At 63.5% G+C, this 26,557-nt stretch carries 19 protein-coding genes and 1 pseudogene; 10 read left to right on the top strand and 10 right to left on the bottom strand.

The features are described from left to right. Nucleotides 1-6 precede the first annotated feature (6 nt). Nucleotides 7-1,314: an adenylosuccinate lyase gene (gene purB, locus FFI89_RS21885; protein WP_138829703.1), complete on the bottom strand. Its 1,308-nt coding sequence runs from the start codon at nucleotides 1,312-1,314 to the stop codon at nucleotides 7-9. Between the two features lie 509 nt (nucleotides 1,315-1,823). Between purB and FFI89_RS21880 the strand changes: the two genes are divergently transcribed. From FFI89_RS21880 to FFI89_RS34970, 7 genes and pseudogenes are all read left to right on the top strand, one after another. Next, entirely contained in the window at nucleotides 1,824-2,420 is a 597-nt protein-coding gene (locus FFI89_RS21880) for a TetR family transcriptional regulator (protein WP_138829702.1), read from the top strand. Between the two features lie 167 nt (nucleotides 2,421-2,587). Further along, the gene (locus tag FFI89_RS21875; RefSeq protein ID WP_138835554.1) at nucleotides 2,588-3,328 is read left to right on the top strand and encodes a metallophosphoesterase; all 741 of its coding nucleotides are present in this window, start codon (nucleotides 2,588-2,590) and stop codon (nucleotides 3,326-3,328) included. A gap of 3 nt (nucleotides 3,329-3,331) precedes the next feature. Next, nucleotides 3,332-4,762 carry a bifunctional serine/threonine-protein kinase/universal stress protein gene (locus FFI89_RS21870; protein WP_138829701.1) on the top strand — a complete coding sequence of 477 codons (1,431 nt, stop codon included), beginning with the start codon at nucleotides 3,332-3,334 and terminating at the stop codon, nucleotides 4,760-4,762. A 653-nt stretch (nucleotides 4,763-5,415) separates the two neighbouring features. Continuing rightward, nucleotides 5,416-5,664, top strand: a complete 249-nt coding sequence (locus FFI89_RS21860) for a hypothetical protein (protein ID WP_138829699.1) — start codon at nucleotides 5,416-5,418, stop codon at nucleotides 5,662-5,664. A gap of 184 nt (nucleotides 5,665-5,848) precedes the next feature. Next, nucleotides 5,849-6,538, top strand: a complete 690-nt coding sequence (locus tag FFI89_RS21855) for a glutathione S-transferase family protein (RefSeq protein ID WP_138829698.1) — start codon at nucleotides 5,849-5,851, stop codon at nucleotides 6,536-6,538. A 486-nt stretch (nucleotides 6,539-7,024) separates the two neighbouring features. After that, on the top strand, nucleotides 7,025-7,345 hold the full coding sequence (locus FFI89_RS21850) for a DUF3303 domain-containing protein (RefSeq protein ID WP_138829697.1): 321 nt from the start codon (nucleotides 7,025-7,027) through the stop codon (nucleotides 7,343-7,345). 266 nt (nucleotides 7,346-7,611) lie between these two features. Then, a pseudogene (locus tag FFI89_RS34970) lies at nucleotides 7,612-7,740 on the top strand (IS481 family transposase); the annotation flags it as partial. A 150-nt stretch (nucleotides 7,741-7,890) separates the two neighbouring features. Here FFI89_RS34970 and rpe read toward each other — a convergent pair. Beyond that, the gene (gene rpe / locus FFI89_RS21840; protein WP_138829696.1) at nucleotides 7,891-8,592 is read right to left on the bottom strand and encodes a ribulose-phosphate 3-epimerase; all 702 of its coding nucleotides are present in this window, start codon (nucleotides 8,590-8,592) and stop codon (nucleotides 7,891-7,893) included. 252 nt (nucleotides 8,593-8,844) lie between these two features. Here rpe and FFI89_RS21835 point away from each other — a divergent pair, with 252 nt between their 5' ends. Beyond that, on the top strand, nucleotides 8,845-9,615 hold the full coding sequence (locus tag FFI89_RS21835) for an EF-hand domain-containing protein (protein WP_138829695.1): 771 nt from the start codon (nucleotides 8,845-8,847) through the stop codon (nucleotides 9,613-9,615). An 81-nt stretch (nucleotides 9,616-9,696) separates the two neighbouring features. Here the strand turns inward: FFI89_RS21835 and FFI89_RS21830 are convergent, their stop codons facing one another. Both FFI89_RS21830 and FFI89_RS21825 read right to left on the bottom strand, forming a co-directional pair. Continuing rightward, on the bottom strand, nucleotides 9,697-10,692 hold the full coding sequence (locus FFI89_RS21830; RefSeq protein WP_138829694.1) for a P1 family peptidase: 996 nt from the start codon (nucleotides 10,690-10,692) through the stop codon (nucleotides 9,697-9,699). A 67-nt stretch (nucleotides 10,693-10,759) separates the two neighbouring features. Next, nucleotides 10,760-13,537 carry a PAS domain S-box protein gene (locus FFI89_RS21825; protein WP_138829693.1) on the bottom strand — a complete coding sequence of 926 codons (2,778 nt, stop codon included), beginning with the start codon at nucleotides 13,535-13,537 and terminating at the stop codon, nucleotides 10,760-10,762. Nucleotides 13,538-13,807: 270 nt separating this feature from the next. Here FFI89_RS21825 and FFI89_RS21820 point away from each other — a divergent pair, with 270 nt between their 5' ends. After that, on the top strand, nucleotides 13,808-14,194 hold the full coding sequence (locus FFI89_RS21820) for a response regulator (protein ID WP_138829692.1): 387 nt from the start codon (nucleotides 13,808-13,810) through the stop codon (nucleotides 14,192-14,194). A gap of 71 nt (nucleotides 14,195-14,265) precedes the next feature. On the opposite strand, the gene FFI89_RS21815 is transcribed toward FFI89_RS21820, so the two are convergent. Then, nucleotides 14,266-15,732, bottom strand: a complete 1,467-nt coding sequence (locus FFI89_RS21815) for a sensor histidine kinase (RefSeq protein WP_138835551.1) — start codon at nucleotides 15,730-15,732, stop codon at nucleotides 14,266-14,268. Between the two features lie 16 nt (nucleotides 15,733-15,748). Continuing rightward, nucleotides 15,749-22,042, bottom strand: a complete 6,294-nt coding sequence (locus tag FFI89_RS21810) for a HAMP domain-containing protein (protein ID WP_138829691.1) — start codon at nucleotides 22,040-22,042, stop codon at nucleotides 15,749-15,751. 12 nt (nucleotides 22,043-22,054) lie between these two features. Between FFI89_RS21810 and FFI89_RS21805 the strand changes: the two genes are divergently transcribed. After that, nucleotides 22,055-22,372, top strand: coding sequence for a hypothetical protein (locus tag FFI89_RS21805; protein WP_138829690.1), 318 nt, complete (start codon nucleotides 22,055-22,057; stop codon nucleotides 22,370-22,372). On the opposite strand, the gene FFI89_RS21800 is transcribed toward FFI89_RS21805, so the two are convergent. The 4 genes from FFI89_RS21800 to livM all read right to left on the bottom strand — a co-directional run bounded on the left by FFI89_RS21800 (nucleotide 22,342) and on the right by livM (nucleotide 26,550). Then, on the bottom strand, nucleotides 22,342-23,460 hold the full coding sequence (locus FFI89_RS21800; RefSeq protein ID WP_138829689.1) for a branched-chain amino acid ABC transporter substrate-binding protein: 1,119 nt from the start codon (nucleotides 23,458-23,460) through the stop codon (nucleotides 22,342-22,344). The two genes, FFI89_RS21805 and FFI89_RS21800, sit on opposite strands and share 31 nt — an antisense overlap. Nucleotides 23,461-23,627: 167 nt before the next feature. Further along, nucleotides 23,628-24,374 carry an ABC transporter ATP-binding protein gene (locus tag FFI89_RS21795; RefSeq protein ID WP_138829688.1) on the bottom strand — a complete coding sequence of 249 codons (747 nt, stop codon included), beginning with the start codon at nucleotides 24,372-24,374 and terminating at the stop codon, nucleotides 23,628-23,630. Continuing rightward, nucleotides 24,371-25,213 carry an ABC transporter ATP-binding protein gene (locus FFI89_RS21790; protein ID WP_138829687.1) on the bottom strand — a complete coding sequence of 281 codons (843 nt, stop codon included), beginning with the start codon at nucleotides 25,211-25,213 and terminating at the stop codon, nucleotides 24,371-24,373. The genes FFI89_RS21795 and FFI89_RS21790 overlap by 4 nt, the downstream gene beginning before the upstream one ends. After that, the gene (gene livM, locus FFI89_RS21785) at nucleotides 25,210-26,550 is read right to left on the bottom strand and encodes a high-affinity branched-chain amino acid ABC transporter permease LivM (RefSeq protein ID WP_371721515.1); all 1,341 of its coding nucleotides are present in this window, start codon (nucleotides 26,548-26,550) and stop codon (nucleotides 25,210-25,212) included. The genes FFI89_RS21790 and livM overlap by 4 nt, the downstream gene beginning before the upstream one ends. Nucleotides 26,551-26,557 lie beyond the last annotated feature (7 nt).

Below are 26,557 nucleotides of genomic sequence, written 5' to 3'. Positions count from 1 at the left end.
GGGTAATCAGCTCTCGCCGAACACCCGCTTGAAGATGGTGTCGACGTGCTTGAAGTGATAGCCGAGGTCGAACAGCTCCTCGATTTCGGCGTCGCTCATGAACTTCTTCACGTCCGGGTCCTTCTTCAGCAGCGTCTGAAAATCGCCTTCGCCGCGCCACACCGGCATCGCGTTGCGTTGCACGAATTTGTAGGCGTCCTCGCGGCTGGCGCCCTTCTGCGTCAGCGCGATCAATAGCCGCTGCGAGTGCACGAGGCCGCCGAGGCGGTCGAGGTTCTTCTGCATGTTGGCGGGATAGATCAGGAGTTTTTCGATCAGGCCGGCGAGGCGATTAAGCGCGAAGTCGAGCGTGACGGTGGCATCCGGCCCGATCATGCGCTCGGCCGAAGAGTGCGAGATGTCGCGCTCGTGCCAGAGCACGACGTTTTCCATCGCCGGCATCGCATAGGCGCGCACCATGCGTGCGAGGCCGGTGAGATTTTCCGACAGCACCGGGTTGCGCTTGTGCGGCATCGCCGACGAGCCTTTCTGGCCCTCGGAGAAGAATTCTTCGGCTTCCAGCACCTCGGTGCGCTGCAGATGGCGGATTTCGGTGGCGAGGCGCTCGACCGAGGAGGCGATCACGCCCAGCGTTGCAAAATACATCGCGTGGCGGTCGCGTGGAATTACCTGGGTCGAGATCGGCTCGGGCACCAGTCCCATCGCCTTGGCGACATGTTCTTCGACGCGCGGATCGATCTGCGCGAAAGTGCCGACCGCGCCCGAGATGGCGCAGGTCGCGACTTCCTTGCGCGCGGCGATCAGCCGCTCGCGGGCACGGCTGAATTCGGCATACGCGTAAGCGAGCTTCAGCCCGAATGTCACGGGTTCGGCGTGGATGCCATGGGAGCGGCCGATGGTCGGCGTCATCTTGTGCTCGAAGGCGCGCTTCTTCAGCGCCGCCAGAACCTTGTCGATATCGGCGATCAGCAGGTCGGCGGCGCGGGTGAGCTGCACGTTGAGGGTGGTGTCGAGCACGTCGGAGGAGGTCATGCCCTGGTGGACGAAGCGCGCCTCGGGGCCGACGATTTCGGCCAGATGCGTCAGGAAAGCGATGACGTCGTGCTTGGTTTCGCGCTCGATCTCGTCGATGCGCTCGACATTGAAGGTCGCGTTCTTGGCCTTGGCCCAGATCGTCTTGGCGGCCTCTTTCGGCACCACGCCAAGCTCCGCCTGCGCGTCCGCCGCATGCGCTTCGATCTCGAACCAGATCTTGAAGCGGGTCTGCGGCTCCCAGATGGAGGCCATTTCCGGGCGGGTATAGCGGGGGATCATCGACGACTCCGGGCGAATTGTTTTTTACGCCGCGCTTTAGCAGAGCAGCCCAAGTCAGACAAATGAGTGAGACAAAACGGCCGGGAGAATTTGGAAAGAGAAGGGATCAGCAGCCACGGGGCGGGAGGGACACCGTCGCTGACCCGCCACGTGACGGGCGGGTCCGGCGCCTGTCGCCGTCGCCGCTGGTCCAGCCCCGCATCCCACGCAGGCCTGCCATGGCAGAACATTGAATGACAGATATTGAAATCTGTCAGCGAGACATGCTATATCGCTTTCCGACGCCATCGGGTGTCACCTCCGGCTCGTTGGCCCTGAGCCCGGAGATTTGAAGAGGACGACGCCAATGACCATCGAAATCATTTATTTGACTGCACAAATCCAGCGCTGGCTGAACCAGCAGGTGGCCCGCCATCTGGCGGCGCAGGCCGAGCGCCTGGAACCGGTAAAGCATTAACCCGTTAGGGGGACTGAATGACCACCCGTCTCGTCGTTTCGCAGGTGCGCCAATGAACGAAGTCGTGGTTTTGACCCCCGAACGCATTCTGGAGGTTACCGAGGACGTTTTGCGCCGTTACGGGCTCGCCAAGGCCACGGTGGTCGATGTGGCCCGGGCGCTGGATGTCAGCCACGGCAGCGTCTACCGCCATTTCCCCAGCAAGGCCTCGCTGCGCGAGGCTGTCGCCAAGCGCTGGCTCGACCGCGCCAGCGCGCCGCTTCTGGAGATTGCCGAGGCGACCGGCCCGGCCCCCGAACGGCTGGAACGCTGGCTGCGCACGATGTTTGCGATCAAGCACAAGCGGCTCGGCGACGACCCCGAGATGTTCGCGACCTATCTGACGCTGGCCCGCGAAGCCTGCAAGGTCGTGAAAGGTCACAAGGATTGCCTGGTCGATCAGATCGCGCGGATGCTCACGGACGGCGTCAAGCAGGGCGTTTTCGAGGTCGCCGACCCCAAGGTTTCGGCGCGCGCCATTTTCGACGCCACCAGCCGCTTCCATCATCCCGCCCATGCCGACGAATGGAACGATCCGGATGCGCCGGCGCGGATCGACGCACTCCTGACGCTGGTGCTCAGGGGACTGGAAGCGCCTCGCAAACGCTGATTGCCGTTTCCGATACCGACCCCGATACAAGCGGGCGGTCGAACCCAAAATAGCGTCAGTCTCCCCCCATACGCCTTCCGCACGATTGCGGGCCGCAAGTCGCTATTGTTTGATATCCATCAAGTCACGCCCAACGCGCCAGCGCGATGATCGAGGTGGAGGAACAATTGCGGCTTGCGGTCTTTGCGGACATTCATGCCAACCGGCAGGCATTCAGTGCGTGCTTGGATTCCGCACGGGCGCGCGGTGCGGAACAGATCATTTGCCTCGGCGATATCGTCGGCTACGGCGCCGATCCGGAATGGGCGGTCGAGACCGTGATGGATCTCGTCAAGGACGGGGCGATCGCCGTTATTGGCAATCATGACGCCGCCATCGGCACCGCATCCGAAACCATGAACGCCGAAGCCCAGGCCGCGATCGAGTGGACGCGGGGCAGGCTGAGCGCGCCGCAGCGGCGCTTTCTGGCGGAATTGCCGCTGAAGCGCCAGGAAGGCGATCGCCTCTACGTGCATTCGGAAGCCTCGCATCCGGCGCGCTGGCATTACGTCCGGAGCACGTCGGATGCCGCGGACAGCATCGAGGCGACCGATGCCCATGTCACGTTCTGCGGACACATCCACAAGCCCGCGCTTTATTCGATGTCATCGGCGGCGAAGATGACGAGCTTCATCCCGACCTCCGAAACGCCGGTGCAATTGCTGAGCGGCCGGCGCTGGCTTGCGGTCGCGGGCTCGGTCGGGCAGCCGCGCGACGGCAATCCAGCGGCGGCGTTTATCATGCTCGATACCACGACCCGCGAGATCGCCTTTTGCCGCGTGCCCTATGACGTCATCGCGGCGGCCGACCGGATTCGCGCCAACGGCCTGCCGCACTGGCTCGCCGATCGCCTGCTGATCGGGAGGTGAGGGATGGCAAAACCTTCGATCGTTGAGGGCGAGCAACTCGACGGCTTTACGATCGGGGAGTGCGTCCATCGCGGCGGCATGGCGACGCTGTGGACCGTCACCCACCCCGGCATCACGGTGCCGCTGTTGATGAAAGTGCCGCGGGTCTCCGAGGGTGAGGATCCGGCGGCGATTGTCAGCTTCGAGATGGAGCAGATGATCCTACCGCGGCTTGCCGGCCCGCATGTCCCCGGATGTTTCGGCACCGGCGATTTCGCCCGTCAGGCCTATGTCGTGATCGAACGCATCGCAGGCCCGACGCTGTACAGCCGGATCAACGAACTGCCGATCCCGTATCAAGAGGCCAGGGTCATCGCCGGCAAGATCGCGACTGCACTGGCCGACCTGCACCGGCAGAACGTCATCCATCACGATATCAAGCCAAGCAGCATCATGTTTCGTCCCTCGGGGGAGTGCGTGCTGATCGACTACGGACTGGCGCATCACAACCTGTTGCCGGACCTGCTGCAGGAGGAATTCCGCCTGCCTTACGGCACCGCGCCCTACATGGCGCCGGAGCGTTTGCTCGGCGTGCGCGACGATCCGCGCAGCGATCTGTTTTCGCTCGGCGTGCTGCTGTACTTCTTCACCACCGGCGTGCGGCCGTTCGGCGAGAGCGAAACCCTGCACGGCATGCGGCGGCGACTGTGGCGCGATCCCTATCCGCCACGCCAGTTGAGGCCGGACTATCCGCCCTGGCTGCAGGAGATCGTGCTGCGCTGCCTCGAGATCGATCCGGTCTGGCGCTATCCGACGGCTGCGCAACTGGCCTTCGACCTCGCCCATCCCGATCAGGTCAAGCTGACCGCGCGATCGGAGCGGCTGAAACGCGATCCGCTCAGCACGGTGTGGCGCCGCCGCTTCAATGGCGGAATGACCCAGCCGAAACCGAAGTCGGACGTGGCCGTCCAACTGGCATCGGGTCCGATCGTGGCCGTCGCGCTCGACACCGAGGAGGGGTCGGGACCGCTCAACGAATGCCTGCGCATGACGGCGGCGCATTTGCTGGCGACATTGCCGTCGGCGCGGCTCGCCTGCCTGAACGTGCTGAAGCTCGGCCGTATCACCATCGACCGGACGCTCGACGAACAGGGCAACAACAAGCATATCGATCGTCTCGTCGCGCTCCGGCACTGGGCCTCGCCGCTGGGTCTCGATGAAAGCAGGTTGACCGTGCATGTGCTGGAGGCCGTCGATCCCGCGGCCGCGATCCTGGAATTCACGGGGGTCAATCATGTCGACCATATCGTGATCGGTGCACGGCAGAATTCGATGCTGCGCACGCTGCTCGGCAGCGTCTCGGCCAAGGTCGCGGCCGAAGCCGCCTGCACCGTGACGGTGGTGCGACCGCCGCGGTTGGCGGTGGCGATGCCGCAGCAAGCCGACAACGGCTGACGCCGGATCAGAAGATGCCGATGCTCACTCGAGCGTCTGGACCGGTGGCGTCGTCGCCGCAGGCGCGGGAGGTGCCGCAGCTGGAGCCGGGGCAGGAGCCGCGGCTTCGCTCCGCGAACTCGCGACGCGCGGATTCTTCTCAGTTTGATCGGCGGGACGCGGGCCGGCCGGGCTCACCGCTTCTGCGCGCGCACCGCGCACAGTCCCGCTAGAGGCCTGCCTGCGATGGCGCGAGGACCGCGATCCATCCATTCCCCATGATCGCGCGATCGAAGGTCCAGCCGAATAACCGATGAACGCTCCGGCGACTGCGCCGATCGGACCCAGCACGACCGCGCCGGAAACCGCGCCCAGCGCGGCGTCGCCGGCGCGGTTCTGCGCGAATGCCACGGAGGACGCGAGTAACAGAATTGTTGCCGCGCTGGCGAGGGCCTTGATCATCTTCCGGATCCTTTGAATACAGGAATCAATGCTGACCCGCCATTGTGGCCGGACCATGAAGCGTCGGGTTCCATCGCAGGCCGTTCGACGGAACGATTATCGGCCCAAGCGATTGTTGGTGTCACCTCGGCGCTTTGGTCCGGCTCACCGGACGTTTCGCGCCAGGTTCCATCCGACCCGAGCGAATTCGCTCGAAACCAGACGAGGCTGAAATGAAGAAAGCTGTACTAGTTGCTGCCGCTCTCGTGATCGGCGCATCCCCTGCCTTCGCACAGAAGACCAAAGGCGCATCCGAATTTTCGCCAGGCGATCAAATGCGGGATTCCCGAACGCAAACCCAAAAGGGTGCGTCTGAATTTGCGCCGGGCACGCGCATGAAGGAACCGGGAACGACTGGAATGTCCAAGGGCGCTTCCGAACTGTCACCCGGTGACAGAATGAACGATCAGCGAAGGAAATAGCGCCGAGAATTCCGTCACTGAACCGTACAATTCTGCTGAGTTCCGAAACGTGCGAGGCCGCCTCCCGGGGCGGCCTCATTGTTTTTTGGTCAGGTCCGCGACCCGGATGAAATCGGGTTTCGGGTGGTCACCATATCGATCGACGGGCAACCTATCGGCGCACTCCCAATTGGAGGGGACCAGGATGCGCTTGTATTATCACCCGCTCTCGTCGAACTCGCGTCGTGTCGTGATGACCGCAATCCACTTGAACGTAAGGCTCGAACGGGTTGTGGTCGATCTCCTGAAAGGGGAACACAAGGCGCCAGAATACCTACGGCTAAATCCAAACGGAAAGGTCCCGCTATTGGACGACGACGGGTTCTGCCTGTGGGAGTCGCACGCCATCATGCAATATCTGGCGGATGGATCGCCGGGGCAGGATCTCTACCCTCGGGATATCCGGGCGCGCGCCGACGTTAATCGATGGCTGTTCTGGTCCGCTTATCACTTCACGCCGGCGGTCGGCTTCATCAGTCGGGAACGGGTTTCGAAGAACATGGTTGGCGGGTCCGGCGCACCCGATATGGCCGAGATCGGGCGCGGCGAGGCGTTGCTCGCGGCAGCAGTGCAGGTGCTCGATGATCACCTGGCTCGAAACAGGTGGATTGCGCAGGACAAATTGACCCTGGCCGATCTGGCGATTGCCTCGCCGCTGATGCACACGGCCGCGGCAGAGTTGCCGGTCACGGGTTACGAGAACGTGCAGGCGTGGTTTGCACGGGTGCAGGCGCTCGAGGCCTGGAAGAAGTCAGCGGCAGCTCCGTCGGCGTCCTGGATCGGCGATCACGTCGGATCGTTGGGGACCCATTCCTCTGCGGTTGAATCCCAATGATGTGTATCGTCGAATTGTTTCCAGAGTGGCTTCGGTTTGCTTTCACCGGACGTCCTTCGCAACACATTCAATGTTGGAAAGCCGACACAACCCACAAGCGTCACCATCCAGTCGCGAGCGTTATGTTCGGGGTTTCGGTCGTTGATTGCCGTTAGCATCACGCGCCTCCTTAGAAGTAAGAAGCTGAGCCAATGTTACCCCCTCCAAAAGCAGACAAATGTGAGTGGCTTCACTATCTCAAAATGAACTTCTCCGGGCAGACCCCGCATCCTGGAGATTGAGGCACGCCCATCTGGAGCACGTTCAAGTTGCCTATTGAGCCGCACCGACTAATCCTAACACTCTTTCCACGTCGGCTGTTAGGGGTAGACCGGAAATGGCAGCTTTTTGACGCATCAGCGCGCCTGACCCTTGAACCTTCGCTTTGCCATTGTGACTCACGACTAGGGCAACGTGTGCCCGAATGTCAGAGGGAGGAGGGACTTCATGAAATACATGATTGAATACACCATCCGCTCAAACGGGCTCACCCACGACGAAGGTTTTGCGGGCTCGGAAGCTCTCCTGACCGCGTTCGGCAAGTGGAAGCCGGAAGACGGTTTGACGGTCCACGCGTTCGTCTCGAACTTGGCCGGTAACGGCGGTTACGTGCTGGCCGAGGCCAGCGACCCCAAGGTCATCGTCACGTTCGTCTCAAAGTACAATTTTTGGAACGACGTTAATGTCGTTCCCGTGGTCGACGTCGGCGAGGTGGTTCCGATAGCTGCGGCGTCCCTTGCTTGGGCGAGGAGCGCTTCGAAAAGCTGATTGATCTGCTGTAATCGCATTTAAATGAGAGAGGCCGCCGCGAGGCGGCCTCTCTACGCAGCCAATGTCGGAATGCATACTGGGCGCGCCGCAAGCGTAGCCCGGATGAGCAGAGCGACATCCGGGATCGTCCCTAATGGTTACCCGCATATCGCTTCGCTCATGCGGGCTACCTTCCACTTCCGGCGCATGATGGGGCGTGCGCGGAATGAGGCGACGGGAATTCATAGCTGAAGTTTTGCTTGGTGCGGCGATCAGGCCGGCGCAGGCCGCTCGCGCGCGAAGGCCTGTACGGAATATTCTTTGCCAGCTGGCAGGTCGCATCGATCGACTTGACGGCAGGCCAAAGTGTCAGTGATGTCTCCGAACAGGTGTCGGCTATGTCCCCGGGCTAAACAATGCGCGGGGGGATGACAACCGATAGGCGCTTCGCCCGCAATGACGGCGCCAGCTTCGCAGGGTGGGCAAAGCGTAGCGTGCCCACCATTTGCATTACCGAAATAACTGGTGGGCACGGCGTTGCCTACCCTACAAGACTACAAAACTCAGATCGCTTCGCCGCGCGCCATCGCGGCCGCATTTCGAATGGCGGCAATGTTGGCCTTGTAGGATTCCACAGTGCCGCCCTTGAATACAGCGGAGCCCGCGACCAGCGCATTGGCACCGGCGGCTGCGAGCTGGCCGGACACGTCAGGGCCGACGCCGCCATCGACCTCGATGTCGATCGGTCGGCCGGCGGTCATCGCGCGGATATCGCCGACCTTGCCGAGCGCGGATTGGATGAAGGCCTGGCCGCCGAAGCCGGGATTGACCGACATGACAAGCACGAGGTCGATCAGGTCGATGACATATTCGATCGCGCTGACCGGCGTGCCCGGATTGAGCGAGACGCCGGCCTTCTTGCCGAGCGCGCGGATCGCCTGCAGCGAACGATGCAGATGCGGGCCGGCTTCGGCATGGACGGTGATGTGATCGCAGCCGGCCTTGGCGAAGGCTTCGAGATAGGGATCGCAGGGCGTGATCATCAGATGCGCGTCGAAGATCTTCTTGGTATGCGGGCGCATCGCCTTGATGACGTCGGGGCCGTAGGAAATGTTGGGAACGAAATGTCCGTCCATCACGTCGAGATGGATCCAGTCGGCGCCGGCCGCGTCCACAGCGCGGACCTCTTCGCCAAGCTTGGCGAAGTCCGCCGCCAGGATCGACGGTGCGATGACGAGGGGACGTGACGCGAATGGCTGAGACATGTGCGTTTCCCAAAACTCTTGCAAAGGAGATGAATAACTCCGCCTAACATGCAGCAGGGCCGGGGGCAATGCAGCGGCAACCTGTCCTGTGGGCGGAAAAATCTGCCGCAGCCGGGCACCAATTGCCGACCATGCGGGCCGGATCAAGCAGAGGAAAGCCCGATTTTATTGGGTTTTTCGCCGTGGCACAGGCCTTGCTGAGCTAATCCGCAGTAGCTGAGCCGCATGATGCGGCGTTGTCGGAGTTCGGCCATGTTCCTCGCCTTAGGCGCTGCATCCGCGGCGATCGAAGCTCTCAAGTCGCTGACGTCGTCGAAGTCGGCGTCCACGACGTCCACGGGCTTCACGCAGGCTGCCTCCAATCCGTTCGATCTGTCGGGCAGCAGCACCCAGGCTTCGACCGCTTCGAGTGCGGGTTCCAGCGGCGGCGGTTCGCAGATATCGCCGCAGACCATGAGCGCGCTGCTCGACGCCCAGAGCCAGTCCTCGACGGGGTCGACCACGTCAGCGTCGACCACGGGCGCCTCGAGCGCGCTGAAGGACCTGTTCTCACAGATCGACGCCGATGGCGACGGCAAGATCACCAAATCCGAATTCGAGAACGCGCTCGGCGCCGGCGGCACCAATCTCAAAGCGGCCGATAGCGTTTTCTCAAAACTCGACAGGAACGGCGACGGCTCGGTCAGCCTCGGCGAGATGGCTTCGGCCCTGAAGGGCGCCGGCGGCAAGGGCGGTCACCGTCATCACGGTGCGGGCGGTTCCGGAACCGCCGATGGATCCAACACCGATCCGCTATTGGCGGCGCTGCAGGGGGCCTCCTCTACCTCCACCACCAACAGCGATGGCTCGACGACGACGTCCTTGACCTACGCCGATGGATCCAAGGTCACGATGACGTCGCCCGCCAGCGGAAGCTCGTCGAGTGCGGCAACGTCGTCCTATAATTTCATCGAGCAGTTGATCCAGCGCGAGGCCAGCTCGATTGCGTCCTCGGCGACGTCTTCGCTGTCGGTGAGCGTCTGAACCTGAGATCCGGCGGGCATAGCGTTTTCGAGCGAAGTGGACACCGGTTCGCGTAGAGAAAACGCGTCAAACCAAAGAGCCCTAGCCGAAGCGATCCCCCCACGCCGGTAGCGCGCCGGGAAAGGGCAGCGCAGTCGCCGCATGGACGCCGCGCGCAATGGCGCGGGCGACCGTATTGGCGGCCACCATGCCGAGTTCGGTAAGACCGAACAGCGGATCGATCGGCTTCTGGCCGGTCGCCGCCGCAAACACCACGTCGCCGTCGAGCGGCGCGTGGACGGGATAGATCGCGCGCGCCATTCCGGTTTGCGCGATCATCGCCAGCCGCCTGGCCTGCGGCTTGGTCAGCACGGCGTCGGTGACGACGACCACCAGCGTGGTGTTTTCCGCAGACGTCGCCTCCGGGCCACCTTTGAGCCGCGCCTTCAGCATCTCGGAATTGAAGGACGGCGGAAGTCCGCGTCCGCCGTACTCGTGGCCCACCTCGAACGGTGCCGCCCAGAACCACGGCCCGTCGCCGACCGTGACGCTGCCGACGGCGTTGACCACCGCAAGCGCGCCGACCGTGACGCCGTCGCCGGTTTGCGCAGAAGCGGAGCCGAGGCCGCCCTTGAAATTGGCCGTTGTGGCGCCGAGGCCGGCGCCGACGCTGCCCAGCGCGAAGTCGGTGCTGGTGGCGCGGGCCGCGGCGTAACCGAGATCGCGGTAGGGCGGGAAGCGTCCCCACGCCTTGTTGCCGCCGTTCAGCAGATCGAAGCAGATGGCGCCCGGAACGATCGGAACGAGCGCCTCGCGTATCCGCAGGCCGCGGCCCTGCTCGGCGAGCCAGGCCTGCACGCCGCCCGCGGTATCCAATCCAAGCGCCGAGCCGCCGGACAGTGCGATCGCGTCAATCGCATCCACGGTACCTTCGAGATGAAGCACCGATTCCTCGCGGGTGCCGGGGCCGCCGCCGCGGACGTCGACCGACGCCACCGCGGGAGAATCGAAAATGATGGCGGTGACGCCGGAGGCAATCGCCGCATCGTCGGCGTGACCGACGCGAACGCCGGCGATATCGGTGAGGAGATTCTTCAAGAAGCCCTGTCCACGGGCCCGTCCAGGCGGGCCTTCCACACCCGATATATCAGCCGCGTGGAATGCTTCAACTGGCAAGCGCCAGCCGGAGCATCCTGGCGAGTTCGGATTTGCGATAGGGCTTGGCGAGCAGCAGCACGCCGGAATCGAGGCGGCCGTGATGGACGATGGCGTTCTCGGTATATCCGGACGTGTACAGGATCTTGAGCGTCGGCTGCCGCTTGAGCGCCTCCTCGACCAGTTGGCGGCCGTTCATGATACCCGGCATGATCACGTCGGTGAACAGCAGATCGATCTGCGCGGTGTCGAGGATCTTCAGGGCGTCGGCGGCGTTGGCTGCCTCGAGTGTGGTATAGCCCAGGCTCTCGATCTGGGTCACCACATAGCGCCGCACCATCGAATCGTCCTCGACGACGAGGACGGTTTCGTGACCGCCCTCGACGTTAGCCGAGACCAGCTGCTCCATAATGGTCTGGTTCAATCCGGTCGCCCGCGGCAGGTACATCTTGACGGATGTGCCGTGGCCTTCCTCGCTGTAAATCTTGATGTGCCCGCCCGACTGCTTGACGAAGCCGAACACCATGCTGAGGCCGAGCCCGGTGCCCTTGCCGACTTCCTTGGTGGTGAAGAAGGGATCGAATACCCGCTCGAGCAGGGCCGCGGGGATGCCGGTGCCGGTATCGCTCACGGCGACCATGACGTAATTGCCCGGCGTCACCTCGCTGTGCATGCTGGCGTAGTTTTCGTCGAGAAAGACGTTGTTGGTCTCGAGCGCGAGCTTGCCGCCATGCGGCATCGCATCGCGGGCGTTGAGGGCCAGATTCAGCACCGCCGTGGTGAGCTGGCTCGGATCGACCAGGGCCGTCCATGCGTCGTCGGCCAGCAGCGGCTTGATCTCGACATGCTCGCCAAGCGTCGGATGCAGCAGCTTGGCGGCCTCCAGCACCAGCGAATTGACGTCGATCTCGCGCGGCTGCAGCGGCTGCTTGCGGGCAAAGGCCAGCAGATGCTTGGTCAGGCTCGCGCCGCGTTCGGCGGCTTCGTCGATCAGCTTGGCGATGGCTACGAGCTCGGGCTGGCCGGCGACGGCTTCCTCCAGGATTCCGATGGTTCCGGTAATCACGGTCAGGATGTTGTTGAAGTCATGCGCGACACCGCCGGTCAGTTGGCCGATCGCATCCATCTTCTGTACGTGCCGCAGCTGGGCTTCGGCGGCCTGCTTTTCCGTGAGGTCGCGGCCGATGAAGAAGTGGCGCCTGACCGGTTCCGACCATGTCCCGCTCCAGTTCAGCGCGACCGCCTTTCCGTCCTTGCTGATATAGCGGGTCTCGAAACTCCGCTTGCTCAGTCCCCGTCGCGCCGTTCGCATCTCGCTGCGGGTGTTTTCGAGATCGTCGGGGTGGATGAACTCCACGGCGCTGTGCCCGATCATCTCGGCCGGCTCGTAACCGAGAATGGTGGTGGCGCTCGGGCTGACCTGGATGAAATTCCCGGCGGTATCGGTCACCAGGATGAGGTCGTGCGAGGTCTCGAAAATGCGCTGGCGCTCTTCGACTTCCGCGGTGAGTGCTTTCAGCGTCCGCTTGCTTTCGGTAACGTCGCGCGCGGTCTTGGAAGCGCCGACGATTTCGCCGGAGGCAGACCTGATCGGAGAGACGCTCAGCGAAACCTCGATATTGCTGCCGTCCTTGCGGTTGCGCGAGGTTTCGTATTGCTGGACCCGTTCACCCTTGGCGACACGGTCGAGGATGTCGCCGACCTCGGCGCGCCGGTCCGGCGGGACGATGATGTCGATGTGCTGGCCGACGGCCTCCGCCGACGTATAGCCGAACAGGCGCTCGGCGGCCCCGTTCCAGGCGGTGATGGTGCCGTCGAGCGCCTTGGTGATGATGGCGTCGTTGGATGATTCCACGACCGCGCTGAAAATGCGCTCCCGCTCGGTGCGAAGATTTCTCTCGGAGGTGGCCTGATGGCGGAGCTTTCCGAGCAGGCGGGACAGTTGCGCCTGCAGGCCGACATTGTCGATCAACAGCACGGCCAGCACGAAACTGGCGGCGCACAGCCCGTAGATCCGGCCGAGATAGAAGCCGAGATCGAACCGCGCCACATTGAGGATGGCCGACAATGCGATGTCGAACAGCCAGGCGCAGAGCACGACCATCAGCCAGATGTCGAGGACGGAATGCGGCCGCCGAGACCATAGCATGGCCAGCGCCGCCAGGCTGAGGCACCACACCGTCGAAACCACGCCGAGCATGACGGGCGTGTAGTGCCCGTCCTTCAGCAGGATCGGCAGAATGTCGTGGCCGGCGGTGACGACCGCGGTGAATGCGGCCATCGCCACCACCACCGCTGCAATACTTCCCAGGATCGCCCTCCCGGGCGAGCCCTGCATCCTCATGCCGTTATCGCGTGCCTTCAGCGCAGCATAGCCGAGCACCAGCAGCGGAAATCCGCCATGCCAGATCATGAAGAGCCAGACGGTGGTCTGAGGGCCCGCGCCGAGCAACCCGCCGGGTGCGAACAGGCCGGGAAAGGTGAGGGCGTGAACCACGGCCGCGACCGCCGTGAACAGATAACCGCTGGCAAGCAGCAGCAGCGCCCGCGAGCGTGAAACCCCGAATTGCGAAAACAGCAGGACCGCGGTGATCAGGTCGTTGATCGCCAGCGCGGATTGATAGCTCGCGACAAAGGCCGGAACCGGGGTAAGCGGCACACCGGCAAAAGGCAGGGCGCACGCAAACAGCAACGCGGAGACGACGACGATCGACGCCGCCGCCGTACGATCCCTGCCGGTCGCGGGCATGGTCGAGAGAAAGATGTTGCGCTCGCTACCTGTCTGCATTGTCGTCTCCGGCAAACTGGCATCGTACGCGCCAAAAGATCCGCACCCACCACGTACCATAAGGTATTCGCCGGGACCGGCAATCCAGCCGATAAGGGGGCGACTTGCGGAATCAACTCAAGGTTACATGTTACCTAATCGGTGCGGGAGCGAAAAGGCGGCCGGGCAAGTAACCGGCCCTTTACCACCCGGGGAATAATGACTGCGACATTCCATTGAAAGTCGAGAATATCGCGGCAGGTTGTTGCACGATCGAGCCGGGAGAATTGGATGCCCCGCGTCCTTGTTATTGACGACCAATCCGATGTGCGCGCGATGATCTCCATCGTGCTGCGGATCAACCAGTTCGAAATCGTCGAAGCCGCCAGCGCGGCTGCGGCGCTGAATGCGTTCGGGGAGCAGGGCTTCGATCTCGCAATCGTCGATATCTTCCTGCAGGGCAGCAATGGGTCCGATCTGATCGGCATGCTGCGCGAACGTGTGCCCGATTTGCCCGTAGTCGCAATATCCGGCATGACGGCGCTGGACTTCCTCTCTGAATCCCACGGCCTGTCGGATGTCGTCTGCCTGCAAAAGCCGTTTCGTCCACACGACCTGATGCGCGCGGTCGAGGCGGCGCAAGGTCCGGTCCGGCCACCGGTCGCGGCGGCGCGGTAGCTCCGGCACGGCCGGCGAACCACGCTCCATTTCGTTCGTTGTCCACGCCATCGCGTGCCGCGCGGCAGGTTTCAGATCGCGGCAGCCTCGCGCGGCGGAAGTGGATCGGCAGCGAGGCGAAGCGGCGATAGCGGGACGGAAAGACAGCAAACCAGGCCCTCCGGCCGCCAGTCGAACTCCGCTCTGCCGCTGAGTTGGGATTCGATGCTGGCGATCACGCTTCGTGTGCCAAACCCCCGTGAGACCGGTTTCTCGACGTGCGGACCGCCTGTCTCGGTCCATACGAGCTTGAGCAGATCAGACTGGTTTTCCCAATTCACCGACAGCCGGCCCGACTGCACCGACAGGGCGCCGTACTTGGCGGAATTGGTGACGAGTTCGTGCAGGGCCAGGGCGAGGGTTTGCGCCGTGGCGGGTATCAACTGGATTTCAGGACCGCGTAACGCGATCTGATCGCTTGCGGAATAAGGCGCGAACTCTTCGTCGATCAGCTTCCTTATTTCGGCGCCTTGCCAGCCCGACAGCGAGAGCACGGTGTGCACCCGCGCGAGCGCATTGATCCGGCCCTCGACCGAGCGAATGTAGGACTTCACGTTTTCGCCGCGTGTCAGCCGGACGATGGATTGCGCCAGCGCTAGCGCGTTCTTGGCGCGGTGATCGACTTCGCGGGCCAGGAGGTTCTGACGCTCTTCGGCCTGCTTGCGCTCGGTAATGTCAACGGTGACGCCGCTGACACGAATCACGCGGCCGTCCTTGTCGGTGCTTGCGGCTGCCGTTCCGGTGCACCAGCGCACCTCGCCGTTCGGCCGCACGATCCGGAATTCGGCCTCGTATGATTTCGCGCCCCTGGCGAAGCTCGCCCATGCCTCGCGCAATTTGTGAAGGTCGCCCGGGTGAAACACGCCCTGGATATTGCCCGGCGTCAGTTCGAAGCTGGCGGAATCGACGCCGAGAATTTGATACTGGCCCTCGTCCCACAAGCAGTCGCCGTTGACCCAGTCCCAGTCCCAAGACCCCATCTTTCCCGCGGCGATCGCCAGGCTACGGCGCTGCTCGCTCTCCACGAGACGGGCGTGGGATTCCTCCAGTTCGGCGGTGCGGGCGCGGACGCGGTCCTCGAGCTCGACGTTGAGCCGCTCCAGCTCGCGGGTCTTGCGGTAGAGCTCGGCGAACACCTTGATCTTGGCGCGCAAGACCTCGGGCACGACCGGCACCGGGACGTAGTCAACCGCGCCCATTTCGTAGCCGCGCAGGCGGTCGATATCGCTGACCTGGATCGCCGAGATGAAGATCATCGCCGTCTTCTGGAAGCGGGGATGTTCGCGGATCATGGCGGCGAGTTCGAAGCCGTCGAGTTCCGGCATGCAGACGTCGACCAGAATGATGGCGACGTCGTTCTTGAGCAGGAACTCGAGCGCCTCGCGGCCGGACGAGGCCGAGACCAGGTTCTCGCCGAGTTCCTTCAGGATGACCTCGTAGGCAAGCAGCTTGGCCGGCTGATCGTCCACCAGAAGAATGTTTACCTTCTCATGTTCCATCATCTGCTTGCGCCGATCAGCGGTGTAGCCACATTCGAATGGCGAGCAGCAATTGCTCGGTGTTGACGGGCTTGGCGAGATAATCCGAAGCGCCGGCCTCAAGGCACTTTTCGCGGTCGCCCTTCATGGCCTTGGCAGTGAGCGCGATAATGGGGAGGCGGCCGAACGACGGGTTCTGCCGGATGACGCCGATGGTCTGATAGCCGTCCATCTGCGGCATCATGATGTCCATCAGCACGATCGCGATGTTGGGGGTCGACTCTACCAGCGCAACGGCCTCATGGCCGGTCGTTGCCGTCAGCACCTTCATGCCGCGCCGTTCCAGCACGCTGGAGAGTGCAAAGATATTGCGGGCGTCGTCATCCACCAGCAACGCGATCTTGCCAACGAGATCCTCATCGGAACTATTGAGTTTCTCCAGCATCCTCTGCTTCTCGACCGGCAATTCCGTGATCACACGGTGCAGAAACAGCGACGTTTCGTCGAGCAGGCGTTCCGGCGACTCCACGCCTTTCACCACGATGCTTCGGGCCATGGTGTGGAGTTCCGCATCTTCCTCCGCCGAAAGTTCCCGTCCGGTGAACACGACCACCGGCACGTTCGACAGCGTTTCGTCGTTGCGGATCCGGTCGAGCACCTCGAAACCGCTCATGTCGGGCAGTCGCAGATCCAGCACGACGCAGTCGCATGGGTTGTCGCGCAGCGTCGACAGCGCGCCGGCGCCGGTGTCGGTGGTCAGGATCTCGATGTCGTCGTGATCGAGCAGCGCCTTGATGCTCATCTGCTCCGCGGCGTTGTCTTCCACGATCAGCAGACGCTTGCGCCGCGGCTTGGCATATTCCCTGATCTGGCTCAGCGCCGCGCTGACGCCCTCGGTCGTCGTCGGCTTGTTGACAAAGGAAAACGCGCCGCGCGCCAGCGCGTGCTGGCGGTCTTCGTCGAGCGTGATGATCTGAACCGGGATGTGGCGGGTCAGCGGATTATGCTTGAGCTGGCTCAGCACGGTCCAGCCCAGCATGTCCGGCAGGAAGACGTCGAGCGAAACCGCCGATGGCTGGAATTGCTTGGCGAGATCGAGCGCTTCGGCGCCGCGACTGGCGACGAGCACCTTGAAGCCCTTGTCGCGGGCCAGATCGATCAGCACCCGTGCGTAATGCGGATCGTCCTCGACGATTAGGAGGATCGTATCTCCCGGCTCGAGATTGAGCCGGTCATCCGGCAACTGTTCGATCACCCGCTCTTGCGTCGCCGTGACCTGCAGCGCCGGCGCCGTGACGTAAGGCGAGGGCGGGCGCTGCGCGATCGTGGGTCCGGAATACTTCAGCGGCAGATAAAGCACGAAGGTGCTGCCTTTGCCCGGCGCGCTGCGCAGATGGATTTCGCCGCCGAGCAGGCTTGCGAGTTCGCGGCTGATGGCAAGACCGAGGCCGGTACCGCCGTATTTGCGGCTCGTGCCGGCGTCGGCCTGCTGGAACGCCTCGAAGATCAGCTTTTGCTTTTCCAAGGGTATGCCGATGCCGGTGTCAGTCACCTCAAAGGCAACGACGGCGGGCGCATGATTCAGGATCGGGTGATCGATGCTCCAGCCGCCGATCGCGGCCGATACGGTCAGCTTGACGCCACCCTCGGCCGTGAACTTGAAGGCGTTCGACAGCAGGTTCTTGAGAACTTGTTGAAGCCGTTTGGAATCCGTCACCATGCTGCGGCTCAGGTTCTCGTCGACGCTGATGCCGAACGAGAGATGGCGGTTCTCGGCTTCGTGCTTGAACGGCCGTCCGACGGTCTCCAGCAGGTTCTGGGTCAGGATTTCCTCGGCGTCGACGGTCACGGTTCCGGACTCGATCTTCGACAGATCGAGAATGTCGCTGATCAGATTCAGAAGATCGGTGCCGGCGCCGTGGATGGTGCGGGCGAACTCGACCTGCTTTGCCGACAGATTGCCGTCGGGGTTCTCGGTGAGCTGCTGGCCGAGAATCAGGATGCTGTTGAGCGGCGTACGCAGCTCATGCGACATGTTGGCCAGGAATTCGGACTTGTATTTCGAGGTCAGCGACAGCTCGGTGGCCTTTTCCTCGAGCGCGCGCCGCGCCTGTTCGATTTCCTGGTTCTTTCTTTCCACCTCGACGTTGCGCTCGGCGAGCTGCTGCGCCTTCTGTTCGAGCTGTTCGTTGGTCTGTTGCAGTTCCTTCTGCTGGGTCTGCAATTCGCCGGCGAGCTGCTGGGATTGCGTCAGCAGGCCTTCGGTTTGCATCGTGGCCTCGATCGAGTTGAGCACGATGCCGATGCTGTCGGTAAGCTGTTCGAGGAAGGTCATTTGCGAAGTGGTGAACGAGCTGACGGAGGAGAGCTCGATCACGGCCTTGACCTGGTTTTCGAACAGAACCGGAAAAACCACCAGGTTTCTTGGGACCACGCGCAGCAGCGCCGAATGGATCGGGGCGGTGTCGGTCGGGATGTCCGACAACAGCCGCTGGCGCTTGTCCATGGCGCACTGGCCGACTAGCCCGTCGCCGAATTGCACGACCAGCGGATGGGGGTTGATGCTGTCGCCCGCATAGGCGGAGAGCAGGCGCAGCTGCGGGTTCTCAGGATTCTCCACCTGGTAGATCACGCCCATGTGGGCGTTGATCAGCGGCGCCAGTTCGGTCAGCAGCAGGCGTCCCACCGTGGTGAGGTCGCGCTGTCCCTGCAGCATGTTGGTGAATTTGGCGAGGTTGGTCTTCAGCCAGTCCTGCTCGGTATTCACCTGGGTGGTGAGGCGCAGGTTGCCGATCATGGTATTGATATTGTCCTTGAGTTCGGCGACTTCGCCGCGCGCATCGACCTGGATCGAGCGCGTCAGGTCGCCCTTGGTCACGGCGGTCGCGACCTCGGCGATGGCGCGCACCTGAGAGGTGAGGTTGGCGGCAAGCAGATTGACGTTGCCGGTGAGGTCCTTCCAGGTGCCGGCGGCGCCGGGCACGTTGGCCTGGCCGCCCAGCCGTCCCTCGACGCCGACTTCGCGCGCCACGCTGGTGACCTGGTCGGCGAAGGTGGCCAGCGTTTCGGTCATGTTGTTGATGGTGTCGGCAAGCGCTGCGACTTCGCCCTTCGATTTCACGGTCAGGTTCTGCTTCAGGTCGCCGTTGGCGACCGCCGTCACCACCTTGACGATGCCGCGAACCTGTTCGGTCAGGTTGGCGGCCATGAAGTTCACGGTATCGGTGAGGTCCTTCCAGGTGCCGGCGACGCCGGGCACTTGCGCCTGACCGCCGAGCTTACCCTCGGTGCCGACCTCGCGCGCCACGCGCGTCACTTCGCCGGCAAACGCGTTCAACTGGTCGACCATCGTGTTGATGGTGTTCTTCAGTTCGAGGATTTCGCCCTTCACGTCGACCGTGATCTTGCGCGACAGGTCGCCGCGCGCCACGGCGGTAGTGACTTCGGCGATGTTGCGGACCTGGGTGGTGAGGTTGGCCGCCAGCAGGTTGACGTTGTCGGTCAGGTCCTTGAACGTTCCGCCGACGCCGGGCACCACCGCCTGGCCGCCGAGGCGTCCCTCGGTGCCGACCTCGCGCGCCACGCGGGTCACTTCGGCCGCGAACGAGCGCAACTGCTCCACCATTGTATTCAGGGTGTCCTTGAGCAGCAGGATCTCGCCGCGGACGTCGACCGTAATTTTTTTCGACAGGTCGCCGCCGGCGATGGCGGTGGCGACCTCGGCAATGTTGCGGACCTGGGCCGTCAGGTTCGAGGCCATGAAGTTGACGTTGTCGGTGAGGTCCTTCCAGGTGCCGGCGACTTCGGGCACTTCGGCTTGGCCGCCGAGCTTGCCTTCGGTGCCGACCTCGCGCGCCACGCGCGTGACTTCCGAGGCGAAGGCGTTGAGCTGGTCGACCATGGTGTTGACGGTGTTCTTCAGCTCTAGAATTTCGCCCTTGACGTCGACCGTGATCTTCTTGGAGAGGTCGCCCTTGGCGACCGCGGTGGTCACTTCAGCGATGTTGCGGACCTGGCCGGTCAGGTTGCCGGCCATCGAGTTGACGTTGTCGGTCAGGTCCTTCCAGGTGCCGGCGACGCCGGGCACGTTGGCCTGACCGCCGAGGCGGCCTTCGGTGCCGACTTCGCGCGCCACGCGCGTCACCTCGCCAGCAAAGCGATTGAGCTGGTCGACCATGGTGTTGAGCGTTTCCTTGAGCTGCAGGATCTCGCCGCGGACGTCGACCGTGATCTTGCGCGACAGGTCGCCGCCGGCGATCGCGGTCGCGACCTCGGCGATGTTGCGAACCTGCGCCGTCAAATTGCCGGCCATCGAGTTGACGCTGTCGGTGAGATCCTTCCAGGTGCCGGCGACGCCGGGCACTTCGGCCTGGCCGCCGAGCTTGCCGTCGGTGCCGACCTCGCGCGCGACGCGCGTCACTTCGCCGGCGAAGGCGTTGAGCTGGTCCACCATCGTGTTCAGCGTTTCCTTCAACTGCAGGATTTCGCCCGACACGTTGACGGTGATCTTCTTCGACAGGTCGCCCTTGGCAACCGCGGTCGCGACTTCGGCGATGTTGCGGACCTGCCCGGTCAAATTGCTCGCCATCGAGTTGACGCTGTCGGTGAGGTCCTTCCAGGTGCCGGCGACGCCGCGCACCAGCGCCTGGCCGCCGAGCTTGCCTTCGGTGCCGACTTCGCGCGCCACGCGCGTGACCTCGCCGGCGAAGGCGTTGAGCTGGTCGACCATCGTGTTCACGGTGTCCTTCAGCTCCAGGATTTCGCCGCGCACGTCGACCGTGATCTTCTTCGACAGGTCGCCGTTGGCGACCGCGGTCGTCACTTCGGCGATGTTACGGACCTGCGCCGTCAGGTTCGACGCCATCGAGTTGACGCTTTCCGTCAAATCCTTCCAGGTGCCGGCGACGCCGAGCACGTTGGCCTGGCCGCCGAGCCGTCCCTCGGTGCCGACCTCGCGCGCCACGCGCGTCACTTCGCCGGCGAAGGCGTTGAGCTGGTCGACCATCGTGTTCAGCGTCTCCTTCAACTGAAGGATCTCGCCCGACACGTTGACGGTGATCTTCTTGGACAGGTCGCCGCCGGCGATCGCGGTGGCGACGTCGGCGATGTTGCGGACCTGCGCCGTCAGGTTGGAGGCCATGAAGTTGACGTTGTCGGTGAGGTCCTTCCAGGTGCCGGCGACGCCGGGCACCTGGGCCTGACCGCCGAGCTTGCCTTCGGTGCCGACCTCGCGCGCCACACGCGTCACTTCCGAGGCGAACGAGTTGAGCTGGTCGACCATCGTGTTGATGGTGTCCTTCAGCTCGAGGATTTCGCCGCGGACGTCCACCGTGATCTTGCGCGACAGGTCGCCGCGGGCGACCGCGGTGGTGACGTTGGCGATGTTGCGGACCTGTGCGGTGAGGTTGCCGCACATCGCGTTCACCGAGTCGGTCAGATCCTTCCAGGTGCCGGCGACGCCGGGCACGATGGCCTGGCCGCCGAGCTTGCCGTCGGTGCCGACTTCGCGGGCGACGCGGGTGACTTCGGAGGCAAAGGAGCGAAGCTGGTCCACCATCGTGTTGATGGCTTCCTTCAACTGCAGGATCTCGCCGCGGACGTCGACCGTGATCTTCTTCGAGAGGTCGCCATTGGCCACCGCGATGGTGACTTCGGCGATGTTGCGGACCTGGCCGGTCAGGTTGTTGGCCATCGAGTTGACGCTCTCGGTCAAGTCCTTCCAGACGCCGGTCACCTCCGGCACCTGGGCCTGACCGCCGAGCTTGCCTTCGGTGCCGACCTCGCGCGCCACGCGGGTCACCTCGGAGGTGAACACGCTAAGCTGCTTGATCATGGTGTTGACGATGTTGGCCGACTGCAGGAATTCGCCGCCCAGCGGGCGGCCGTCGACGTCGAGCTTCACGGTCTGCAGCAGGTCGCCTTGCGCGACCGCCGCGACCGCCCGGGTGACTTCACGGGTCGGCCACAACAGATCGTCGATCAGTGTGTTGACGGACCCTTCCATATCCGCCCACGAACCGCTCGATAGGTCGAATTTGACGCGCTGTCTCGTCTTGCCTTCGCGGCCGACGACCTGTCCGACGCGCTCCAGTTGCTGCGCCATGCGTTGATTGGCGGCGACGATTTCGTTGAAGGTGTCGGCAATCTTGCCCTCGATGCCGATGTGATCGCCGGTCATCCGCACCGAGAAGTCGCCGGCGCGCATCGCCTGCAGCGCGTGCAACAGATCCTGCAGTGGATCGGGGTTTCCGTTCGGGGAGACTTCTGCGTTCGGGGCCGGCTTGCGCCGTGAGACACGTGATGATGAAGCTCCGGGGGAAAGCTCACTCATAGTGTCTCCTCGATGCCGGTTCGCGCGAATCCAAAAGCAGCAGCGATTCCTTACAGACGTGATTCTGCAACATACAACCGTCGATTCGACCGCGGATCAAGCGCGAACGATTGTAAACGCTGTGAAATCAATGACATGGAACTCTGCCCCAAGTTCCAATTCGCGCCGGTGCATTTGGTTCCCCAGGGCCGCGAAAATATTTTCGGTTTTGAAACAAAAACGCCCCGGCAAGCCGGGGCGTTTGGGGTTCCTGAGAAGGAACGTTTAAAATCAGAAGCCTTTTATTTAAGAGCCCTTGATCAAGATCCCTTGGGATTGATCTCGGTGTAGTTGCCCTTGGCGTCCCATTTGTAGACGACATAGTCGAGCTGCTTGATATCGCCCTTGGCGTCGAACTCCAGCTTGCCGATCACCGTATCCCAAGCGCCGGCCTTGATCGTGTCCATGACCTTCTTCGGGTCGGTGGTGCCGGCCTTCGCTACCGCCTGCGACCAGACCTGCATCGCGGCGTAGGTGTAGAGGGTGTAGCCTTCCGGATCGATGTTCTTGGCCTTGAAGCGCTCGACGATCGCTTTCGCGGTCGGCTTGTTGCGCGGGTCGGGGCCGAAGGTGAACAGCGTGCCTTCGCCGGCGGGGCCGGTGATCGAGGCGAACTCCTTGTCGGCCAGCGCGTCGCCGGCCATCAGCACGGTCTTGAGGCCCTGATCGCGCATCTGCCGCAGGATCAATCCGGATTCCTGATGGTAGCCGCCGACATAGACCAGATCGATATTGTCGCGCTTCAAGCGCGACACGATGGCGTTAAAATCCTTGTCGCCCTTGTTGTAGGACTCGAACATCTTCTCGGTGAAGCCGGCCTTGTTCAGCGCCTTCTTGGTTTCGTCGGCGAGACCCTTGCCGTAGGTGGTCTTGTCGTTGAGGATGGCGACGTTCTTGTCCTTGTAGTTCTTCAGGATGAACTCGGCGGCGACCAGACCCTGCTGATCGTCGCGGCCGCAGACGCGCGCCACGTTCCAGAGCTTGCGCTCGGTGAACAGCGGGTTGGTCGAGGCCGGCGTAATCTGCAGCACGTTGCCGTCGGCATAGGCCTCGGAGGCCGGGATCGACGACGACGAGCAATAGTGGCCGGCGACGAACGGAACCTTGGAAGAGGCGAATTTTTCGGCGACCGAGCGCGCCTGCTTGGGATCGCAGGCATCGTCGCCGACCTGCAGCGCCAGCTTCTTGCCGAGCACGCCGCCGGCAGTGTTGAGATCTTCCACGGCCTGCTCGGCGCCGTTTTTCATCTGCCGGCCGAAGGCGGATTCGCCGCCCGTCATCGGGCCCGCCACACCGACGGTGATGTCCTGCGCCAGTGCGCTTGCCGATAGCGCCAGCGATGCGCCGAATGCCAGGCCGATAAGTTTCAGTGACTTCATGAGATATCCTCGCGGGGGTGGTCGATGTCGGAAGCGCCCGGCGGGGCCGGGTGTGAAATCAGGTCCATTCTCGGCTGATTTTACCGCGAAGTCATCGGCAATTTTCGGGCAAATCCACGGTCCGTTCGCAGCATCTTGCCGCATCAACCGCCGCGGACAGCCGGGCGCTACCCCCGCCGGCCGCCTTCCAGATAGGCGGCACGGATTTCCGGGCGCTGCAGCAATTCGCTCCCCGTGCCGGACAGTGTGATCAGGCCGTTGACCATCACATAGCCGCGATGGGCGAGTTTCAGCGCGTGATTGGCATTCTGCTCGACGATCAGCACGGTCAGGCCGTCCTGCCGGTTAAGCGTCCGGATGGCGTCGAAAATCTGCCGCGCGATCAGGGGCGCCAGTCCCAGCGACGGTTCGTCCAGCATCAACAGACGGGGGCGGCTCATCAAGGCGCGGCCGATCGCCAGCATCTGCTGCTCGCCGCCGGACAGCGTGCCGCCGCGCTGGGTCATGCGCTCCTTGAGCCGCGGGAACAGCGTCAGGACGCGCTCGAGGCCGTTGGCGCGGTCGGCCTCGCCAGTATCGGTGGCGTCCGCGCCCATCTGCAGGTTTTCCGCCACGCTCATGCGCGGGAAAATCCGGCGGCCCTCGGGCGACTGGGCGATACGCAGCCGCGCGATCTCGTGCGTCGGCATGTCCGTGATGTCCTGGCCGTCGAATTCGATTTCGCCGGAGCGGGCGCGGGGCCGGCCGAAGATCGTCATCATCAGCGTCGACTTGCCGGCGCCGTTGGCGCCGATAAGAGCGACGATCTCGCCGGCGTTGATCGCGATATCGACGCCCTTTAAGGCCTCGATCTTGCCGTAGGACGCGTGCAGCGACCGGACCGCGAGCAGGGGAGTTGTCGATGACGCGGTCACGTTCCGCTCTCCATCACGGCGATGGCTTCCTCCTCGTCGGCGCCGAGATAGGCGGCGATCACCTTGGGGTCGTCGCGCACCTGTTGCGGCGTGCCTTCGGCGATCTTGACGCCATAATCCATCACGACGACGTGGTCGGAGATTTCCATCACCACCGACATGTCGTGTTCGATCAGCAGGATCGAGGTGCCTTGATCGGCGCGGATCGACAGCAGCAATTCGCTCAACGCCGCACTTTCCCGAGCGTTCAACCCGGCGGCCGGCTCGTCGAGGCACAGCAGCGCCGGTTCGGTGCACATCGCGCGCGCGATTTCCAGCCGCCGCTGGTCGCCGTAAGGCAGATTGCCGGCGGCATCGTCGGCGCGGTCGAGCAGCCCGATACGATCGAGCCATGTCCGCGCCAGATCGATCGCGTGCGCCTCGGCCCTGCGCCACGAGGGCGCGCCGATCAGGCCGAGAAATGTCAGCCCGGAAGCACGCATCAGCGCGTTATGCTGCGCCACCATCAGGTTTTCCAGCGCGGTCATGCCGGGGAAGAGCCGGATGTTCTGGAACGTTCGCGCGACGCGGGCGAGCTTCGAGATCCGGAAATCGTTCAGCCGTTCGAGCTGGATCGTCTGCCCGTCATCATGGGTCAGCCGGATGCTGCCGCCGCTCGGCTTGTAGAAACCGGTGATGCAGTTGAACACCGTGGTCTTGCCGGCGCCGTTCGGGCCGATCAGCGCGGTGATCTTGCGCCGCTCGGCGCCGAAGGAGAGGTCGTTGACGGCAACGATGCCGCCGAAACGCATCGACAGCCGATCGACGGACAGGATGTGGTCTATGTATTCTTGGCTCATCCGTGTCCCTCCTTGACGAGGTCGGACGAGATCGCCTGATTGCGCTCCAGGAACACGGTCGGCGCGCGATGGCCGATCAGGCCGCGCGGGCGCCAGATCATCAAGAGCACCATGGCGACGCCGAACACCAGCATGCGGTATTGGTCGAGCCCGCGGAACAGCTCGAAGCCGCCGATCATCGCAAGCGCTGCGAGCGCCACGCCAAGCTGCGAGCCCATGCCGCCGAGCACCACGATCGCCAGCACCAGCGCCGATTCCTGGAAGGTAAAGGACTCCGGGCTGATGAAGCCCTGTCTGGTGGCAAAGAACGCGCCGGCGAAGCCGCCGAACATCGCGCCGGTCGCAAACGCCGTCAGCTTGGTCGTGGTGGTGTTGATGCCGAGCGCACGGCAGGCAACTTCATCCTCGCGCAACGCCTCCCAGGCGCGGCCGATCGGAAGACGCCGGAGGCGGATCGTGACCCAGTTGGTCAATAGCGCCAGCGCCAGGATCAGATAGAACAGGAACACGATGCGGTGGGTCGGCGAAAACTCGATGCCGAGCCTGGCCGCAAGTCCATCCTCGCCCGGCGACAGCGGAATGCCGAACATGGTGGGGCGCGGAATGCCGCTGATGCCATTCGGGCCGCCAGTCAGGCTCTGCCAGTTGATGATGACGAGGCGGATGATCTCGCCGAACGCCAGCGTCACGATGGCGAGATAGTCGCCGCGCAGCCGCAGCACGGGAAAGCCGAGCATCATGCCCCAGAACGCGGCGAGGATGCCGGCCAGCGGCAGGCAGACCCAGAACGACAGTCCGAAATTGGTCGCCAGCAGCGCGTAGGAATAGGCGCCGACCGCGTAGAACGCGACATAGCCGAGGTCGAGCAGGCCGGCGAGGCCGACCACCACGTTGAGGCCCCATCCGAGCATCACATAGGTCAGCACGAGAATGCCGAGGTCGAGAATGTAGCGCTGGTCGTAGAAAATCACCGGCACCAGAAACGTGAAGACCAGCAGCGCCGGCGCGACCAGCCGGCCGGCAAACGATAGCGCCGACTGCACCGGTGCCGGCACTACCCTGATGGTGCCGACCGGTCCCCACCATTGCCGCAGCAGTTCGACGACGATGCTGCCGCCGAACACGACGGCGACCATGGCGGCGAGATCGCCGAACCGGGTCCAGTAGATCAGTTGTCCCTGCGGACCTGCCTCGGTGCGCACGCCGATCATCAGCGAGAACAACACCAGTGCGACCAGCGCGCTGATCAGCGCTTTCTTGAAGATGAAGGCGATGCCCGGAGCGCGCGAGGCTTGTGTAGACAAGGCTTGCGTGGAGACGGCAGGGGGTGCTTTCACGCGGCCG

It is taken from the genome of Bradyrhizobium sp. KBS0727 (genome assembly GCF_005937885.2).
GTDB lineage: Bacteria > Pseudomonadota > Alphaproteobacteria > Rhizobiales > Xanthobacteraceae > Bradyrhizobium.
This window is presented reverse-complemented; position numbering and strand designations above follow the sequence as displayed.